A 17965-nucleotide genomic window follows, 5' to 3' on the forward strand; every position below is an offset into this window, starting at 1 on the left:
AGTACAAGCCACGGCACTGCCGATGTCTTCCGCTTTACCCGAAAGGTAACGGTGATCACGCGAATCCGGCCGTTACCGTCGCGAGGCCGGCACCGGCACCAGGCAGTACTGCGAACCGTCCTTGATCACGAACGGCTGGTTGACGTCGGGGCAGCGCTCGGCCCGCGGGATCTCCTTGATGATCTCGAATGCGCCCCGGGCGTCGCAGTCCACGACGGTGGCCCGGTCCGCGGTCTGCGCGACGCACTCGCCGACCTCGAAGTCCCGCTCCGGCAGGGAGCCGGTCATCTTGAGCGCGACGACGGTACCGGAGCCGAGCGCGACGAGCGCCACGAACAGCGTGAGCGCGGCGCTGACCGGCGGGCTGAGCCTGCGCCGCCGGTGCCTTCTGGGCTTGCCGTCCGGCCGCGCCCCGGCGTCCGGCTTGGGCCCGGCGTCCGGCCCGCCCTTCGGCTGCGACTTCGCCCACCGCCAGCGGAACGCCCGGGCCCGCGCCTCCTTGCGCGAGCGGTCGGCGAGGGTGAGCTTCGGCGCCGGGAACCGCGGCGCGGGCGACACGGCGACGTCGGACAGCGGCGGCTCGACCTCCGGGCCTTGCTCACCGTCCGGCTCCAGCGGATCGGCGAGCGCGCCGCGGCGCGCCGACTGCATGTACCTGCGCACGACCCGCACGAGCGCCCCGAAGTCCTCGGCGTCCGGCTCCGGCTCGACCCGCGTGGCCGTCGCCCCGCTCTCACCCTCAACCTCGGCTGGTGCCACGGCGGCGTGGACGGGCGCGGGCTCGGCCGATCCGTCCGATTCGTCGAGGTCATCGAGCTCGTAGTGGTCGTCCGGCTCAGCATCCAGTTCAGCTTCTGCCTCGGCCTCCGGCTCCGGCTCGATCTCAGCCTCAGCCTCCGGCTCCGTCTCAGCCTCCGGCTCCGTCTCAGGCTCCGTCTCAGGCTCCGTCTCAGGCTCGGGCTCCGGGTCCGGCTCGGGTTCGGTGAGGGCGCGCAGGGTCGCGAGGAGGTCGGGCTCGTCGACGGCCTCGCTGCCGGACACCGCGGCCCAGGGGACGAACGCGTCGTCCTCCTGCTCCGCCTCCGCTTCCGCTTCGACCTCGTCCGGGGCCTCCTCGACGGCCTCGGGCTGCGGGGCGGACCAGGGCTCCTCGGTGACCGGCTCCAGTTCAGGCTCAGCCTCGGGTTCGGGTTCGAGCTCCGCAACGACAGCGATCGGTTCGGGCGCCGGTTCTGGCTCTGGTTCAGGCTCCGGGACGACCGCGACGGGGACCGGTTCCGGTTCTGGTTCTGGTTCCGGGACGACCGCGACGGCGATCGGTTCCGGCTCAGGTTCCGGTTCGGGCTCCGGGACGACCGCGACGGGGGCCGGTTCGGGCTCTGGCTCCGGCTCTGGCTCGGGGTCCGGTGCCGGGGCGGCGGGGAGTTTGGCGGACTCCTCGGCCTCGCGGAGGGTGCGGAACTTGGTCACCATGAGGTCGAGCTCGGCCTCGAACACGTCCAGTTCGGAGCCGGCGCTGCGCAGGCCGACGGCGGCGGCGTCCAGGTCGGTCTCGGCCAGGTCCATCTCGCTGCGCAGGGCCATGACCTCGTTGGCGATCGAGACGAGGTCGGCGCGGACCGTGCGGTACTCGATCTCGGCGGCCCGGCACTCCGCCCGGATCGCCTTCAGCTCCTTCTCGAACCGCCACGGCTTGTCCTGCTCGAGGACCCACAGCTCGGCCCGGATCTCCCAGGGTTCGAGCTGCTTGGCCCGGCCCGGCGCCGCCTGCGGCTGGGTCGCGGCGACCACCGGGGCCGGAGCCGTCGGCGGGGGCGCGACGGGCGCGGGCGCGACAGGCGCGGGCGCGGCGGCTGCGGCGGCGGCCCGTGCGTCGTACAGGACCCGGCCGGACCGCCGCGCACCGGCCGCGGGCGCCGGCGCAGCGGCCGCGCCGCCGGTGCTCGACGGGGTGGCGGCGCCGGACGGGGAGCCGGTCCGCCACGGGGTCGAGACCCTCGGTGCGCCCGCACTCTCCCGGCGCAGCGCCGCCCAGGGGTCGTTGTCGATCGCCGCGAGGCCTGGGCCCGGCGACTGGCCGTGCGCATCGACGGCGTCGAACGCATCCGGGCCGCCGACACCGAACGAGCCCGCGGAGGCAGCGCCCGGCGCGGCTCCTGAGCCGGCCCGCGCGCTGTCCGCCCAGGCGTTCGCCGCCTCCGCCCCGGCCGCCGCCGAAGCCGCCCATGCGCCGCCGGCGGGCGAGCCCGGCGCCGAACCCGTGGACGAGCCGGTCGGCGTGACCGTGCGGAACTGGGCCCGCTGCGGGGCCGCTGGCTGGCCCGGCGCCGCGCCCTGCTGCTGGAGGGCGGCCCAGAGGTCGTTGGGGTCCACGCGCGGGCCGGTGTAGGCGGGGGAAGCGGCGAAGGGCGGCGGTGCCGCAGACGGGGCGATGGCCGCGGACCGGTCGGGCGTCAGCGGGCGCGGGCGCCGCGGGACGGGTGACGGCTCGGCGAGGAGGGCGCCCTCGGCCAGGATCGGGCCGTCGAGGTGTACCGGCAGCACGCCGAGCGTCTGGACGAGCACCTCGGTGACGAGCGGGGTGTGCGCGAGCCCGCCGGTCAGCAGCACGCCGGCCACGTCCGGGACCGCCGCCCCGGCGACCAGGGAGGCGACCGCGTGCATGGCCTTTTCGAACGCCGGACGGGCCAGGTGCTCGAACTCGGTGCGGGTGAGGGGCATGCCCGACGCGGACCACGGCACGGGGATGGTGGCCGCCTTGACGAACGTCAGCTCCTCGCGGCCCTCCCGCGCGCCCTCCAGCAGCGCGCGGTCGGGCTTCCACCGCCACACCTTGCGCCGCGCGAACGTGGAGCCGAGGTGCGCCAGGATCGCCGCGTCCAGGGCCAGGCCGCCCGCTTCGGGCACGGTGGCGCAGGCGAGCACCGTCACGGTCCGCCCGGTCCGCTGCACGACGGCGGCGTCGGCCGAGCCCGCTCCAAGATCCAAAACTACGGCGGCGGTACCGTCGGCAAGCCCCATGATGCCGGCCTCGTCCGCGTGCAGGGCGGCCGCGACCGGCTCCGGCACCAGCCGCAGCGGGCGGAGGCCGACCAGGGCGGCCGCCTTCTCCAGCAGCTGGATCTGCGGGCGGTGCCAGTGGGCGGGGTGGGTGATCGCGACGCTGCTGACGGGGCCGCCGACCACGCGCCGGGCGGCCGCGGCGATGTGCGTGAGCACCGCCGCGAACAGGCTGCGCACCGGGCACTCGACGCCGCCGAGCACGACGGAGCCGCTGTCGATGCTCTGCCGGGGGTACGGCTCGAAGCGGTCGGGGCTCGCGGAGCCGGCCTCGCAGGCGGCGTGCCCGGCGACGAAGTGGGGCGCGTTGTCCAGGCACACCGCGGAGGGCTCGAGCAGCAGCTGCTCGCGCCGTCCGTCCGGCCGCACCAGCACCGCGGCGGTGCGCGCGGTGCCGAAGTCGATCCCCAGGTGGTAGCCCCCCACGCTTACCAAGTTAATACGACCAAAGCGGGTCAAAGGCCACAGAACCGGGATGACGGATGGGTGCCTTGCGGTGCAATCGGGCGCACTTGCAGTACACCGGACAAATCGCCCTCGTACTTTGGACTGATCCGGGCCGTCGGGTGTCCGAATAGCATGAGGGCGTGCTCGCTCGACTGCGCTCCTTCTGGGACGAGCCGGGCCCGGTCGGCGCACCCGGGCGGGTGTGGCGCGACTGGGTGCTCACCGGTGGGTTCCTGCTGGCCGTGGTCCTGGAGGTGCTCAGCCGGCCGGATCTGCCCGACCGGTGGTTCGTCGGCGCCGTCGCGCTGCTCGTCGTCCCGACGCTGCTGATCCGCCGGACGCGGCCGCTGCTCGCGATCGGCGTCGCGTTCGGGGCGTGCGGGGTGGCGCCGTTCGTGAACGGCCGCGATCTCGGCCTCAACTCGTTCGGGTTCGTGCTGATCCTCGGCTACGCCCTGACCCGCTGGGGCTCGGGCCGCCAGGCCGTCATCGGCGCCGGGATCATCACCGCCAAGCTGCTGGCCGGCTGGCTGTTCGGCCACGCGACCTGGAACGCCACCCTGAGTGGCTTCGGCGTCCTGTTCGCGGTCACGGCCCTGGGCGCCGCCGTGCGCTACCGCGCGCGGGCCCGCGCCCGCGAACTGGACCAGGTCAAGCTCCTGGAGCGCGAGCGCCTGGCCCGCGACCTGCACGACACCGTCGCCCACCACGTCTCCGCCATGATCATCCGCGCCCAGGCCGGCCTGGCCACCGCCCCCTTCAACCCCGACGCCGCCACCGACGCCCTCCGCCTCATCGAGTCCGAGGCCAGCCGCGCCCTGACCGAGATGCGCGGCATCGTCCGCGTCCTACGCACCGACGAGCCCGCCGACCTGACCCCAACCCCCGGCGTAGCCGACCTGCACCGCCTGGCCGACCGCCGCCCCACGCCCACCGCACACCGCCAGACCGACCCGCACCCCCAGACCGACCCCGGGCTCGCGCCGGACACGCACCACCCGTCCGACCGGCAGCCCACGCCCGACACCCACCGCCCGCCCGACCTGCACCGCCAGACGGACCCGCGGCTCGCGCCCGACACGCACCGCTCGGCCGACCGGCAGCCCACGCCCGACACGCACCGCTCGGCCGACCGGCAGCCCACGCCCGACACGCACCGCTCGGCCGACCGGCAGCCCACGCCCGACACCCACCGCCCGCCCGACCTGCACCGCCAGACGGACCCGCGGCTCGCGCCGGACATGCACCGCCAGTCCGACCGGCAGGCCACACCCGACGCCCACCGGGCCGGGCCCGCCGTGGACGTCGACATCAGCGGTGACGTCAGCGACCTGCCGGCGCCCATCGGCACCACCCTGTTCCGCCTGGCCCAGGAGTCCGTCACCAACGCCCGCCGCCACGCCCGCAACGCCACCCTCATCCAGGTCATGGTGGAAGCCGACGCCGCCGAGGTCCGCCTCCGCGTCACCGACGACGGCGACCCCACCCCGGCCCGCTCCAGCCGCTCCGGCGGCTTCGGCCTGATAGGGATGATGGAGCGCGCGGGCATGGTCGGCGGCACCTGCTCGGCCGGCCCGGACCCCGTCCAGGGCTGGACCGTCACCGCCGTCCTACCCCGCGCCTGAACCTCCCGCCCTGGCTCAGCACTCACCCGATCCGTCCGGACCCGGCACTCACCTCAGGCGAACCCCGCATGCCGGTGCCACCACCCGCGCCCGGCGCAACGAACTGCTCCCCGCCGCCGATGGTGCCGTGGCCTCCCGCGCCGGTGCGGCCACCCGCACCCGACCCGACAAACCGCCACTCCGCGCCGCCGATGGCGCCATGGACTCCCGCGGCGCCCGGGCGCTGCGGACGTCCGCGGTGAGCCGGCCGGCCGGGGCGGTCGGCCCGCCAAACAGGGAGCCCAGCCAGACGGCGAGGTCAGCCGGACGGCGAGTCGGCCGGACGGGGAAGTCAGGTGGACGGGGAAGTCAGGTGGACGGGAAGGTCAGCTGGACGGGGAAGTCACGTGGACGGGGAGGTCAGCTGGGCGGCGAGGTCAGTCGACGCCGATGCCGGCCGCCTTGTCGAGGCGCTGCAGCAGGTCGTGGGCCGCGAGCTCGACCGCCTTGTGCCGCCACTCGGCGGCCCGGTAGACGCAGGCGATGAGGGCGGTGCGGTGCACGCGCCGCAGGTCGCCGTACACGAACGCGTAGCGGGCCTTTGTCTCGTCGGTCGCGCCGTCGGTCAGGGCCAGGTGCCACTCGGCGTACTCGGCCCACGAGTGCCGGCCGAGATACGCGTTCTCGTCGTCGGCCCGCGGCTGGGACTCGCGCCAGTCGCTCTCCAGCACGTACTGCTTCGCGTCGATCAGGCGCCTGGCTCGCTGCACCGCGGCCGGGTTGACCGTGTAGCTGGACATGACTGCGGGCATACCCGCTCCCGCCGGTCCTCAGACATGCCACCGCCACCGCACCCGGGACGGCCTCCAACGGCCGGTTCATCAGGCACCGGCTCGCATCTCTGGCTCCGCTGCGGCCTCACCCGGTGCGTCATCGACCAGGCCGGATCGCCATGCGGTCCGCGCCCGCAGACGCCGGGTGCGTGGGGCTGCCCGCGCCTGCGGCATCCGCGACCCCCACTGGACTGCTGGGCCAGCGAGCGCCGGGTGGGGTGTTGGTGTCGCCGGTTTCCGCATGGTCGACGACCCGGTCATGGCGGTGACGTGACGGCCGGGCCCGGGCTGCGGGCGGGTCGTGGTCGGGCGGCGCGGGCGGTGATGGAACCGGATGGAACGCCGTAGTGGCCATGCACATGAACATTCGATCAAGCAGTTGGCTCGGGCGGGTCATCACCGCGGCCGCCACGCTCGTCGTCGCGACGATGGTGGTCCTGGTGCCGGGCCCGGCAGCGCAGGCGGACACTCCGAACAGTGTCATCGGTGTCCGGTACAGCGACTGGCTCACGTCGGGCTACCGGTGCCTGGACGTCCGTCAGCAGGACGGCCCGCTGCAGCCCAATGCCCGCATCCAGCTCTGGTCCTGCTCCGGCGCCCTGGAGCAGCAGTGGCGCTCGCACCTCTACGGCTACGCGCCGCCGGCGGGCGAGTTCGGCATCCAGCGGGCGTTGTACCAGATCATCAACCTGCGCAGCCAGCAGTGCATGGAGGTCCGCGACGGCTCCACCGCATCCGGCGCCGCGGTCGACCAGTACCCGTGCGGCTCCGGCTCCATCGATGCGATCGCCGCGCAGCTGTGGATGGTGACCCCGGTGACCTCGCCGCCGGGCTGGCCGACGTACAACGTGAGCCCGTACAGCGCGTACCGGGTCGGTCTCTACAAGTGCCTGGACGCCATGGGCGGGCAGACCGGCAACGGCACGATGATCCAGCAGTGGACGTGCACGGGCCGCTCCAACCAGCAGCTCGTCAGCTGGGGCACCCTGCTGGCCAGCTGATCGCCCAGGGGCCGGCGGCGGCGTCGCGCGGATGCCGCCGCCGGCCGGCCGGGTCAGGGTGGTGCGGCCTCGAGCCAGCGCAGGATCGCCAGCACCCGGCGGTTGTGGCGGGCGTCGGAGGGCAGCCGCAGCTTCTGGAACAGGTTCGTCAGGTGCCGCTCCACGGTCGTCTCCGCCATGTACAGCTCTGCCGCGACCGCCTTGTTGGACAGGCCGGTGGCGACGAGCCGGAGCACATCGAGTTCTCGGCCGGTCAGGTGCTGCGCCGAGGCCGCCTCGATCCGGGCGCTGAGCTGGTCGTCGATGAAGACGCCGCCGTCGGCGATGCGGGTCAAGACGGTGCGCATCAGCTCGTCGTCGTCGGCGTGGTCCTTCTTGAGGTAGCCGACGCCGGTGGGAATCTGCTCCAGCAGCCGCGCCGCGTAGAAGATCTCGTCGTACTGCGACAGCAGCAGGATACCGACCTGCGGATGCTGCCGGCGGATGCGTTCGGCCGTGCGGAAGCCTTCGACGGAGCCGCCGGGTGGCATGCGGATGTCGAGCACGGCAACGTCCGGCGGCGCCGTGGCGATGCCGGTGACGAGGTCGGGTCCGGTGGCGGCGGCGTGGGTGACGTCGATGCCCATCGAGCGCAGCATGAGCACGAGGCTCTCGCGGAAGTCGGCGTTGTCCTCGGCGACGGCTACCCGCACGGGATCACCGCCTCCACCACCGTGCCGTGGCCGGGCGCGCTGGTGACGGTCAGGTCGCCGCGCAGGGATCGGACCCGCTCGGTCAGCGCGGCCAGCCCGGAGCCGGGCGAGGGGCGGGCGCCGCCGCATCCGTGGTCGCTGACCCGTACGAGGGCTACGCCATCGGCGACAGCGGTGGTCACCCGGGCCTGCGTCACCCCGGCGTGCTTGACGACGTTCGTCACCGCCTCGCAGATGAGCAGGTACATCAACAGCTCCACCTCGCGCGCGGCGCGGGCCTCGTCGATCTGCAGGGTGACCTGCAGCGGCAGGCTACGCAGGACGCGTTGCAGCGCGGCGCGCAGCCCGTCCTCCAGGGCCTCCGGATAGATGCCGCGGGCCAGGCTGCGCAGGTCCTCGACGGCCCGGCGCAGCGCCGCCTGCGCGTCCTCGACGGCGGTGCTCGCGTCGGCGAGCTGCTGCGTGCGGTGCCGGTCGTCGTGGGCCTGGCGGTGCCGGCGGAAGTGGAGCCGAGCCCGGCCCAGGTGCAGCTTCACGGCCTGTAGCGAGGCCTGGACGCCGTCGTGCAGCTCGTGGCCGATGCGTTGCCGCTCGGACAGGGCGCTCTGGGTGAGCCGCCGCCGCGACTGCTGGGAGTCGCCGAGCCTGTCCGCGAGGTCGTGCTGCAGGATGCCGTTGTCCAGGACGATGCCGGCGGCCTGGGCGGCGATGTGCACGGCGGGTGCGAGGCGGCGCAGGTCCGGGTCGACGAGCAGCACGGCGATCGGCCGGCCGCCGGGGGCGCGTACATCGACCGGCCAGCGGGTGGCGACGGTTGGCGGCAGCGGGTAGCCGTCACGGGACAGGTACCCGGATGCGCCGGTGCGGACGGCGAGCACGAGCGCCGGGTCGTCGAGCTTCTGGCGCAGGGCGTGCTCGACGTCTCCGATGGTGCGGCAGCCTGCGAGCGGCCCGATCAGCGAGGCGACCGAGCCGACGGCCAGGCGCCGCTGGATCAGGCTGACGATGAACGCGATGGGCGCGACGAGTGCGGCGAGGGCGATGAGGGCGCGCAGCGCGTCGGTGAGGTGTCCGGTCAGGTGCAGCTGCAGCGCGGTAAGGTAGATGCCGCCGACGACGCCGATCGCGACAGCGGCCACGGTGGCCGGCAGCATGTCTGCGCGCTCGAGCCGCCGGGACCGCCGGATCTTGAGCAGCAGCAGGACCGGCAGCATCAGCGCGAGGACGGTGATGCCGGCTCCGACGATGCTGTCGGTGAGCCGGAACAGATGCCGGTCGGCGGAGACCGTCGGCCACCATGCGTGCGGGTTCCAGCGCTTCCACTCCGGCTCGGACACGGCGGCCACGGCCAGCTTGCCGCCGAAGACCCAGATGGCCAGAGCCGCGAAGTAGGTGCGTTCGCTGCGGCGGGTCAGCGCGGGCTCCGGATAGCGCACGAGGGCCAGGCCGCCGACGACGAACCAGCCGTAGCCCAGCACGAAGGAGACGATCGGGGCGGGGCCGGTCTGCCAGGAGGACGGCCAGATCCACCACCACGACACGGCGTAGCAGAACGCGGCGCCGATCATGCCCCAGCCGAGGCGGCCGGTGCGGCGGTCGGCGAGCAGGAAGGCGCCGGTCGCGGCGAACGAGGTCACGTCGAGCACGTACAGCACGCCCGTGAGGAAATCGTCGCCCCAGCGCGGAGCCCATGACGCTATCGCGCATACTGCCGCGGCGGCGCTGACCAGAACCGGGCCCCGCCCGATGGCCTTGCCATTTGCGGAAATCGATGTCCGCCAGGCCGGTTCCACACGTTCATGCTGCTGGATGTGGGCGGACCGGGCAATTGCACGGACGGGCGAACGATTCCGGATCGCGTGATCGGCAACGTGAGGGTTTTCCGGGTATTGGTGGGCGGGTGGGCATCATATCGTCGATTTCCGATCAATTGTCGGAGGTTGCATGATGTACATCAGGAATGGATCGGCCCGGGTCGTGAGGCTGGGCCTGCCGGCCGCGCTGCTGCTGGCGTCGCTCAGCGCCTTGAGCGGGCCGTCGGCCGCGTCGGCGCTCGCCCCGCCCGAGGACCCGGGCCGCATCGTCGGCGACTACAACGGCCGCTGTCTGGACGCGGACGGGTTCGGCACCAAGGGCGCCAACGGCGCGATCGTGCAGATGTGGGACTGCAACAGCAACAAATGGCAGCGTTGGGTCGCCACCGGCGACGGGCACATCAAGAGCCGCTACGACGGGCGCTGCCTCGACGCGGACGGTGGAGGCGGCACCCGCGACCAGCTCGGCGCGATCGTGCAGATGTGGGACTGCAACAACAATCCTTGGCAGAAGTGGACGATCGGCGCCGACCGGAAGATCCACAGCCAGTACAACGGCCGCTGCCTGGACGCCGACCGCAACGCCACCAAAGACCAGCAGGGCGCTCTGGTGCAGCTGTGGGACTGCAACACCAACCCGTGGCAGTCCTGGCCCAACAGCCTGTTCCGCCTCGGCGCCGGCGAGACCCTGAACCCGGCCGAGGCCCTGGTGAGCGGTGACTACACGGCCGAGATGCAGACCGACGGCAACCTTGTCGTCTACGGACCGGGCCACACCGCCCAGTGGTCGACGAACACCTTCGCGGCAGGCCCGACGCTGGAGATGCAGGGCGACGGCAACCTGGTGCTGTACGGGTCCGGGCACGTCGCGCAGTGGGCGACCGGCACCGGGCAGGGCGGCGCCTACGTCGACATGCAGAGCGACGGCAACCTGGTCGTCTACGCGCCGGGCCGGGTGGCGGTGTGGGCCAGCCGCAGCGCGGGCAACTACGCCCTGCCGCTGCCCCGGTCCTCCGTGAGCGTGGCGTCGCTGTCCAGGCCGCACCATGACTATGCCGCGGTGGACATCGCGGTCGGCGCCGGCACACCGTTCTACGCCGTCACCTCGGGCACCGTCTCCACCGTCGACAACGCCGCCTGCGGCTGGGGGCTGCGGATCAGCGGCGACGACGGCGCGCAGTACACGTACTGCCACGCGTCCCGCCGGGACGTCACCGGCGGGCGGGTCGGCGCCGGGCGGCAGCTCGGCCTGTCCGGCGGCGTTCCCGGCGCCCAGGGCTCCGGCGACGCCACCGGGCCGCACCTGCACCTGGACATCGCGTACAACGGGATGCGGTGCCCGCAGCCGATGCTCGTCGCGCTGTACGACAACGCCGCCGTGCCGGGGCCGGCGTCGCTGCCGGCAGGGGGCTGTTCGTACTGACCCGTTCGCGGTCGGGGCGTGCTCACCGCGGGGGTGGTGCGCACGCCCCCGGTGAGTGGTGGCGTCGGATCGCTACGGGTGGGTGCACAGGGCGTGCTGGATCAGGGTGTCGGCGGCTCGTTGCTGCTGGAGGTGGTGCTCCAGGGAGTCGCCCAGGGCGGTGGACATGGAGACGATGGCGCTGCGGCGGCCGTCGGGCGTGACGCCGGTGACGGTGATGTAGCCCGCGTCGCCGCCGTCGTGGCCCCAGTAGACGCCGCCGCAGGGCAGGGGGCGGGCGGCCAGGGCGAGGCCGTAGCGGCCGCCGGGCCAGACCTGCTCGACCTCGGCGTCGATCGGGACCGTGTGCTGCATGGTGGCCCGCTCGGCCGGGGTCAGCAGGTCGCCGGTCATGAGGGCGCGGAAGAAGCGGGCCAGGTCGCGGGTGCTGGAGATGATCGAGTCCGGGTCGCCGGAGACCTGTTCCGTGACGTCGACGAGGTTGCCCGGGCTGAACAGCTCGTAGGCGTGGGCGTGCGGGCGGGGGAGGGTTGGTGCGGTACCCGGGAATGTGGTCTGGGTCATTCCGAGCGGGCGGAGGATGCGGTCCGTGATCTCCTGGTGCAGTGGGTGGCCGGTCACGCGTTCGATGACCATGCCGGCCAGGATGAAGCCGGTGTTGGAGTAGCCCCAGGCGGTGCCGGGCGGGAAGGTCAGCGGGTGGGTCATGGCCCGGGCCACGAGCTGCTCGCGGGTCCAGACGTCGTAGCGCTGCTCGGTGTACTCCTGCTCGTTGGTGTATCCGGGCAGGTCGTCGGGGATGCCGCTGGTGTTCTGCAGCAGCTGGCGCACCGTGATGGCGCGGCCGTCGTAGCCGGGGCCGCGCACGACGCCGGGCAGCCAGCGTTCGACGGTGTCGTCAAGGGCCAGGCGGTGCTCGCCGGCCAGCTGTACGGCGACGGTGGCGACGAACGCCTTGCGGGTGCTCGCGATCCGGAAGCGGCCCTCGGTGGGGACCGGGCGGCCGGTGGTCCGGTCGGCGACGCCGCTCGTGACGGCCAGGCTGCGCTCGGCGGTGCTGACGCGGGCCTGTACGCCTGTCACGCCCAGGTCGCGGATGGCGTCGGCGTCGCGCTGCAGGAGAGGGCGGGTGGCGGCGGCGTCGGCCGCGTGGGCGGTGAGCGGCAGTCCGGCGGCGGTGAGCGCGAGCGCCAGCAGTGTCGCCTTGGCCATCAGGGGCAGTCTCATGCCGTCCGACGGTAGGAGCGGCGCGGGTGCGGGTCGCTACCATGCGCCACCGGATCGGCGTTACAGCGGGCTGTAGTGACAGGGCCGGCGTGGCCGGGCACACTCGACGCCGTGCGGTGGGGGCAGGGTTGGGTGCAGGCGTGGCGCGGCGGGGTCTACCTTCTCGGTGCGCTGCTCTCCGGTGTCGTGACGGTGCTCGCGCTGCCGCTGTTGTGCGTGCCCCGGCTCGCCCGGCTCTGGGCGGACTGGCACGGTGAGCGGGCCGGGCGCCTGCTCGGGACGCCGCCCGCGCCGGCGGCCACCCGCGGCCGGACCGCCCGGGCCCTGCTGTGGCTGCCCGTCCATGCGGTGACCGGGCTGGCGCTCGGGCTGCCCGCGCTGCTGTGCGCCGGCAACATCGTCGTCGGGGTGATCGCCGCGTCGCTGTGGTGGGCGTTCGGGCCGGACGACGGGCCGAAGCTGTTCATGGACATCCCGGTGCACGGATGGGTGACGGCGCTGACGTTCGGGCCGCTGCAGATCGTGCTGCTGAGCATCCTGGCGTACCTGAGCTTCCCGCCGGTCGCGCGCGTGCACGCCCGGATCTGCCTGGCCGTGCTGGCGCACACCGCGCAGGAGCAGCTCGCCGAGCGGGTCGCCGTGCTGACCCGCACCCGCGCCGACGTGCTCGACGCGCACGGTGCGGAGCTGCGTCGGATCGAGCGTGACCTGCACGACGGCACCCAGGCCCGGCTCGTGGCCATCGCCCTGCGGCTGGCCGTGGCCCGGCAGGCGTTCGCCGACAACCCGCGCGACGAGCAGCTCGTGGCCGGGCTGCTGCGCGACGCGCACGAGGGCACCGAGGAGGCCATGACCGAGCTGCGCGAGGTGGTCCGGACCGTCTACCCGCCGATCCTGGCCGACCGTGGCCTCGACGGTGCCCTGACCGCGGTGACCACCCGCTGCGGCATCCCGACCCGGCTGGACATGGGCGAGCTGGAGCGGGTGCCGGCGGCGGTGGAGGCCGTCGTCTACTTCGCGGTCGCCGAGGCCCTGACCAACGTCACGAAGCACAGCGGGGCGACAGCGGCCGGGGTGCGCCTGGGTCGCAGCGCCGACCGCCTCTCGGTGGTCATCACCGACAACGGGACCGGCGGCGCCGACGACCGCCGTGGCACCGGCATCGCCGGCATCCGCCGCCGGGTGCACGCGCTTGACGGCACCGTCGTCGTCGACAGCCCGGCCGGCGGGCCGACCGCGATCACGGTGGAGCTGCCGTGCGGGTGGTGATCGCGGAGGACAACGTGCTGCTGTCCTCCGGGCTCGAGCTGCTGCTGGGCCGGGCCGGCTTCGAGGTCGACGCCGTCGCCGGGGACGCCGACGCGTTCCTGGCCGCCGTGCGCCGGCACCGGCCCGACGTCACCATCGTCGACGTGCGCCTGCCGCCGACGTTTCGCGACGAGGGTATCCGCGCCGCCCTGCAGGCCCGTCGCGAGCACCCCGGGCTGCCGGTGCTGGTGCTGTCGCAGTACGTCGAGCAGCAGTACGCGTCCGAGCTGCTCACGACGAGCGGGGGCGGGCTCGGGTACCTCCTCAAGGACCGCGTCAGCCGGGTCGACGAGTTCGTGGAGGCGCTGGGCCGGGTCGCGGCGGGTGGGACCGCGATGGACCCGGAGGTCATCGCCCAGCTCGTCCAGCGGGCGGGTGATCCGATCGCGGCGCTCACCGCCCGGGAGCGCGAGGTGCTCGGGCTGATGGCGCAGGGGCTCGGCAACACCGCCATCGGGGAGCGGCTGGTCATCACCGACAATGCCGTGCACAAGCACATCGGCAACATCTTCGCGAAGCTGGGGCTGGCCGTGACCGACAGCGGCCACCGGCGGGTCCTCGCGGTGCTCGCCCACCTCAACGCGGCCGGCCGCTGACGGCCGCGTCGAGGTTCGCCGTCCCCGTGTGATTGGTCGCCGTTATGAGAGCCCGCTCTCGGCAGGCGAGGAGAAGGCTGGCAATGCAGCGACTACAGTGAATGGATGAACCCACTCGCCCGGCTCTCCAGGTGGACGGTGCGCACCAACCTGCAGTTGGCCGAGCAGAGCCTGCGGCAGGGTGATTTCGAGGCGGCGATGGCCCGGTTCGAGGACGATCTGAAGGTCCGGCGCCGGATTGCCGAGCGCACGGGGCGGGTCGCCGATCGGGAGGACGTCGCGCGGGCGGCGGTTGAGCTGGCCCGGCTGTACACGGTCAAGGCCGTGCACTTCGACCGGCTGGCCGCTGCCGCCCGGGTTGCGTACGACATCTACCGCGAGCTGGACCGGCCGCTGGAGGTCGGGGTCTCGGCCAGGCTGCTCGCCGGTGCCTACGCCAATCTGCGCCAATGGGGCGATGCCGGTGTGGTGCTGGGCGAGACGTTCGGCATGCTCCGCGCCGTGCTGCCCGACGACCCCGGCACCATCCACATCGGGCACGTGCTGGCGCTGAACCTCGAGGTGCGCGAGGACTTCGCCGGCGCGGCCGAGCTCATGGAGGATCTGCTGGAGCGCAGTCGACGGGTGCACGGCGTCGAGTCGGCCGAGACCAATCGGCTCGAGTGGCAGGCCGGGCGCGTGCTGGCCGCCGTCGGCCGGGTCCGCGAGTCGATCGAGCTGTTTGAGCGGCTGCGCGCCGACGCCCTTGCGCGCGGTGACGAACGCGGTGCTGAGACCCTCGCCGGCTACCTCGAGCAGTTGCGCGGCTGAGGCCCGGCTGAGTGCCACGGATTCCTGAAGAGTGGTCTCAGTGTGCCGCACGACCAAGATTCCACAGGGCACCTGCCGATCCGGGACGCCGCGGATCGTGTGGGACACGACTGGGCAGCAACGGCTCGATCCGTTGCCGCAACCCGCTCTCGTGACGTGGGCGGGCTCGCGTCAGGCCGCCGCCGGCCGTGTGGCGACTCGACCGGCGGGGAAGGGCCGGCCGGGGCGCGACGGGTCGTTGTGCACGGTATTGTGCACGCGGCCGTCGCGCTCCCGGGGTGGTGTTCGGATGGATGCGGGGTTACGGCTGGACGGGGTTCCAGCCGTCGGCGCCGGCCAGGTACTTCTGGGACGTGTAGCCGCTCGCCGTCGACGCGCTCATCTGGGGGCGGTCGCCTGTGCCGTTCGTGGCGCCCGAGCCGGTGTTGTTGTACTCGCTGAAGCGGCAGGTCTTCCAGGAGAAGCCGCTCATGTCCTGCCACGCGCCGGCCTGGCGGATGTGGGCGCCGAGGTTGGAGTCGCGGACGAGGACCTGGCCGATCGCGTCGGCGGCGCCGCCCGCGTGCCAGCAGCGGCCCAGGGCGACCGTCTGCGCGGCGGCGCTGCTGAGCAGTGTGGAGCGGGTGATGAGGATGCCGAACTTGTTGCTGGCGTTCGTGGCCGCGGCGGTGATGTAGCCGTTGTTGGAGCTGCCCCGGTCGAGGGAGCGGATCGTGGTGCTGTCGATGACGAGGGCGCCGTTGCCGTAGATGAAGTCGACGGCGCCTTCGATGTAGCTCTTGTAGACGTACTGGCGTACCTGCGCGCTGCCGGTGCCGCCCCAGGACAGGAACGTGTCCTGGTAGCCCTTGAGCTGGACGTTGCGGTAGACCTGCCGGTCGCCGCCGGCGTAGAGGGCGAGGGCCTGGCTGTCGTGCGCGGCGTAGGTGTTCTGGATGGTCAGGCCCTTGATGGTGGTGTCCTTGGCCAGGTTGAGCACGGTGGCGCTGCCCTGCGTGCCGGCGGTGGACTGCGGCTTGTTGCCGGTGATCACGATGTCGCCGGAGGTGCCGGTGGCGCCCTGCAGGGTGATGCCGGACTTGCTGCTGGGGATGTTCACCTGGCCCTGGTACGTGCCGGCCTTGATGGTGATGACGGTGCCCGTGGACGCGGCCGCGACGGCGGCCTGGATGGTGGTGTAGTTGCCCGAGCCGTCGGCCGCGACGGTGATGGTGCTGGCGGCTGACGCATCGGTGCTGACGGCGGTGACCGCGAGCACCGCGGTCGCGAGGACGGCGCCGGTGGCGGTCAGTGGCCGTCGTGTCGTAGGAGGCATCCCTGACTGTGAGCGCTCACATGTCGGCCTTGTCAAGGTTCTGCAACTGATGGCAGCCGGTGCAAATAGCGGTCGGGTGAAAGTTACGTACGACCTGAGGCGTACCGCCACCCGGGCCGCGGTCGACCTCGGAGGGATTCGCGCGGCCGGCGGTCGCCCTAGCGTCGTGGGCATGATCGAGGTTGAAGGGCTGACGAAACGGTTCGGGGCCACGACCGCCGTCGACGGGCTGTCGTTCGTCGTGCGACCGGGGCGGGTCACCGGGTTCCTCGGGCCGAACGGCGCCGGGAAGTCCACGACGATGCGGATGATGATCGGGCTGGACCGGCCGACGGCGGGGGCCGCGCGGATCGGCGGGCGAGCATACCGGGACCACGCCGCGCCGCTGTGCGCGGCGGGTGCGCTGCTCGACGGGCGATCCGTCCACAGGGGACGCACGGCCCGCCAGCACCTCCTCGGGCTGGCCCGCACGCACGGGCTGCCGGCCGCCCGGGTCCGTGCGGTGCTGGAGCGGGTCGGGCTGGCCGCGGTCGCCGACCGGCGGGCCGGCGGGTTCTCGCTCGGGATGGCGCAGCGGCTGGGGATCGCCGCCGCGCTGCTGGGCGACCCGGCGGTGGTGATCCTGGACGAGCCTGTCAACGGACTCGACCCCGACGGCGTGCTGTGGATCCGCACGCTGCTCAAGGAGCTCGCCGCGCAGGGGCGCACGGTGCTCGTGTCCAGCCATCTGATGAGCGAGATGGCGCTCACCGCCGATCACCTGCTCATCGTCGGGGCCGGTCGCCTGCTCGCCGACGAGAGCATGGCCGACATGGTGGGCCGGGTCCGCGGTGGACGGTGCCTGGTGCGCTCGCCGCGGCTGGATGCGCTGCGGGAGCTGCTCCCGGTACAACCGGCGCAGCTGCACGACACGACTGACGGCCTCGAGGTCGAGGGGGTCGACGCGGCGGCGATCGGGGAGCTGGCCGCCGCCCACCGCATCGCGCTGCACGAGCTGACGCCGCACCGCGCGTCGCTGGAGGAGGCCTACATGGAGCTGACGCGGGCGAGCGTCGAATACGGGGTGGGGGTGTGAGCCACCGGACGAGTTTCCGCCGGGTCGTGCGCGCGGAGTGGGGCAAGTTCTGGGCGCTGCGCTCGACCTGGGTGGTGTTCGCCGTCGTGGGCGTCGCCGCCGTCGGGCTGGCCGCGGCGATCGGCGCCGCCGCGCAGGAGCACCGGCCGGCGCAGGCGTTCCTGGCGGTCGACGTCTTCTCCATCGTGCTGGGCGTGTTCGGGATGCTGATGGTCACCGGCGAGTACGGCTCCGGCCTCATCCGCGCCACGTTTGCCGCCGTGCCGCGGCGCCTGCCGGTGCTGTGGGCGAAGGCGGTGGTGCTCGCGGCGGCCGCGACACCGCTGATGCTTGTCGTGTGCGCCGCGTCGCTGCTGGCCGACTGGGTCTGCACGCCGGCCGCGGACCGCTTCGCCCTCGGCACCGACGGCCTGGTGCGCGCCACCGCGGGCGCCGCGCTCGCGCCCGTGGCGCTGGCCCTGCTGGGCCTGGGCATCGGCGCACTGCTGCGGCACACGGCCGCCGCGATCACCGTGTACGTCCTGTCGATGCTCGTCCTGCCCGCGATCCTCGGCGCGGTGCTGCCCGCCGGGCGCGCCGACGACGTCGTGCGCTACGTGCCGGTGGCCGCCGCCCAGGCCCTGTATGCGCTGCCCGGGGGTGGCTCGGCCCGCATTCTCCCGCCCGGGTCCGCGGCCCTGGTCCTGCTCGCCTGGGTGGTGGTCGCGCTGGCCGCCGGTGGGGTGGCCCTGCGCCGCCGCGACCCGTGAGGCGGGTTCGC

General features: G+C 73.4%; 14 protein-coding genes. 8 read left to right on the forward strand and 6 right to left on the reverse strand.

Annotated elements, in window-relative coordinates:
* Positions 1–72: 72 nt before the first annotated feature.
* Complete coding sequence (locus Dvina_RS16200) at positions 73–3486, reverse strand: Hsp70 family protein (protein ID WP_223103302.1); 3414 nt, start codon at positions 3484–3486, stop codon at positions 73–75.
* A 161-nt stretch (positions 3487–3647) separates the two neighbouring features.
* Between Dvina_RS16200 and Dvina_RS54250 the strand changes: the two genes are divergently transcribed.
* Positions 3648–5132, forward strand: coding sequence for a histidine kinase (locus Dvina_RS54250; RefSeq protein WP_246656252.1), 1485 nt, complete (start codon positions 3648–3650; stop codon positions 5130–5132).
* Between the two features lie 416 nt (positions 5133–5548).
* Here the strand turns inward: Dvina_RS54250 and Dvina_RS16210 are convergent, their stop codons facing one another.
* Positions 5549–5911, reverse strand: a complete 363-nt coding sequence (locus Dvina_RS16210) for a hypothetical protein (RefSeq protein ID WP_223103303.1) — start codon at positions 5909–5911, stop codon at positions 5549–5551.
* A gap of 392 nt (positions 5912–6303) precedes the next feature.
* Here Dvina_RS16210 and Dvina_RS16215 point away from each other — a divergent pair, with 392 nt between their 5' ends.
* A complete protein-coding gene (locus Dvina_RS16215; protein ID WP_223103304.1) occupies positions 6304–6945 on the forward strand; it encodes an RICIN domain-containing protein in 642 nt (213 codons plus the stop codon).
* A gap of 53 nt (positions 6946–6998) precedes the next feature.
* Here the strand turns inward: Dvina_RS16215 and Dvina_RS16220 are convergent, their stop codons facing one another.
* Positions 6999–7637 carry a response regulator transcription factor gene (locus tag Dvina_RS16220; protein ID WP_223103305.1) on the reverse strand — a complete coding sequence of 213 codons (639 nt, stop codon included), beginning with the start codon at positions 7635–7637 and terminating at the stop codon, positions 6999–7001.
* A complete protein-coding gene (locus tag Dvina_RS16225) occupies positions 7628–9292 on the reverse strand; it encodes a sensor histidine kinase (protein WP_223103306.1) in 1665 nt (554 codons plus the stop codon). The genes Dvina_RS16220 and Dvina_RS16225 overlap by 10 nt, the downstream gene beginning before the upstream one ends.
* Positions 9293–9581: 289 nt before the next feature.
* On the opposite strand from Dvina_RS16225, the gene Dvina_RS16230 reads away from it, so the two are divergent.
* Positions 9582–10874 (forward strand): ricin-type beta-trefoil lectin domain protein, encoded by a 1293-nt coding sequence (locus Dvina_RS16230; RefSeq protein WP_223103307.1) that lies wholly within the window; start codon positions 9582–9584, stop codon positions 10872–10874.
* Between the two features lie 72 nt (positions 10875–10946).
* Here Dvina_RS16230 and Dvina_RS16235 read toward each other — a convergent pair whose 3' ends face one another.
* The gene (locus Dvina_RS16235) at positions 10947–12101 is read right to left on the reverse strand and encodes a serine hydrolase domain-containing protein (protein WP_223103308.1); all 1155 of its coding nucleotides are present in this window, start codon (positions 12099–12101) and stop codon (positions 10947–10949) included.
* 111 nt (positions 12102–12212) lie between these two features.
* Between Dvina_RS16235 and Dvina_RS16240 the strand changes: the two genes are divergently transcribed.
* From Dvina_RS16240 to Dvina_RS16250, 3 genes are all read left to right on the forward strand, one after another.
* Entirely contained in the window at positions 12213–13370 is a 1158-nt protein-coding gene (locus tag Dvina_RS16240) for a sensor histidine kinase (RefSeq protein WP_223103309.1), read from the forward strand.
* Complete coding sequence (locus Dvina_RS16245; protein WP_223103310.1) at positions 13358–14005, forward strand: response regulator; 648 nt, start codon at positions 13358–13360, stop codon at positions 14003–14005. The genes Dvina_RS16240 and Dvina_RS16245 overlap by 13 nt, the downstream gene beginning before the upstream one ends.
* A gap of 105 nt (positions 14006–14110) precedes the next feature.
* Positions 14111–14815 carry a tetratricopeptide repeat protein gene (locus tag Dvina_RS16250; protein ID WP_223103311.1) on the forward strand — a complete coding sequence of 235 codons (705 nt, stop codon included), beginning with the start codon at positions 14111–14113 and terminating at the stop codon, positions 14813–14815.
* Positions 14816–15116: 301 nt separating this feature from the next.
* Here the strand turns inward: Dvina_RS16250 and Dvina_RS16255 are convergent, their stop codons facing one another.
* Complete coding sequence (locus Dvina_RS16255) at positions 15117–16130, reverse strand: pectinesterase family protein (RefSeq protein WP_223103312.1); 1014 nt, start codon at positions 16128–16130, stop codon at positions 15117–15119.
* Between the two features lie 172 nt (positions 16131–16302).
* Between Dvina_RS16255 and Dvina_RS16260 the strand changes: the two genes are divergently transcribed.
* Both Dvina_RS16260 and Dvina_RS16265 read left to right on the forward strand, forming a co-directional pair.
* Positions 16303–17205 (forward strand): ABC transporter ATP-binding protein, encoded by a 903-nt coding sequence (locus Dvina_RS16260; RefSeq protein WP_223103313.1) that lies wholly within the window; start codon positions 16303–16305, stop codon positions 17203–17205.
* Complete coding sequence (locus tag Dvina_RS16265; protein ID WP_223103314.1) at positions 17202–17954, forward strand: ABC transporter permease subunit; 753 nt, start codon at positions 17202–17204, stop codon at positions 17952–17954. The genes Dvina_RS16260 and Dvina_RS16265 overlap by 4 nt, the downstream gene beginning before the upstream one ends.
* Positions 17955–17965: the final 11 nt, after the last annotated feature.

The sequence above is a fragment of the Dactylosporangium vinaceum genome (assembly GCF_019904175.1).
GTDB classification, from domain to species: domain Bacteria; phylum Actinomycetota; class Actinomycetes; order Mycobacteriales; family Micromonosporaceae; genus Dactylosporangium; species Dactylosporangium vinaceum.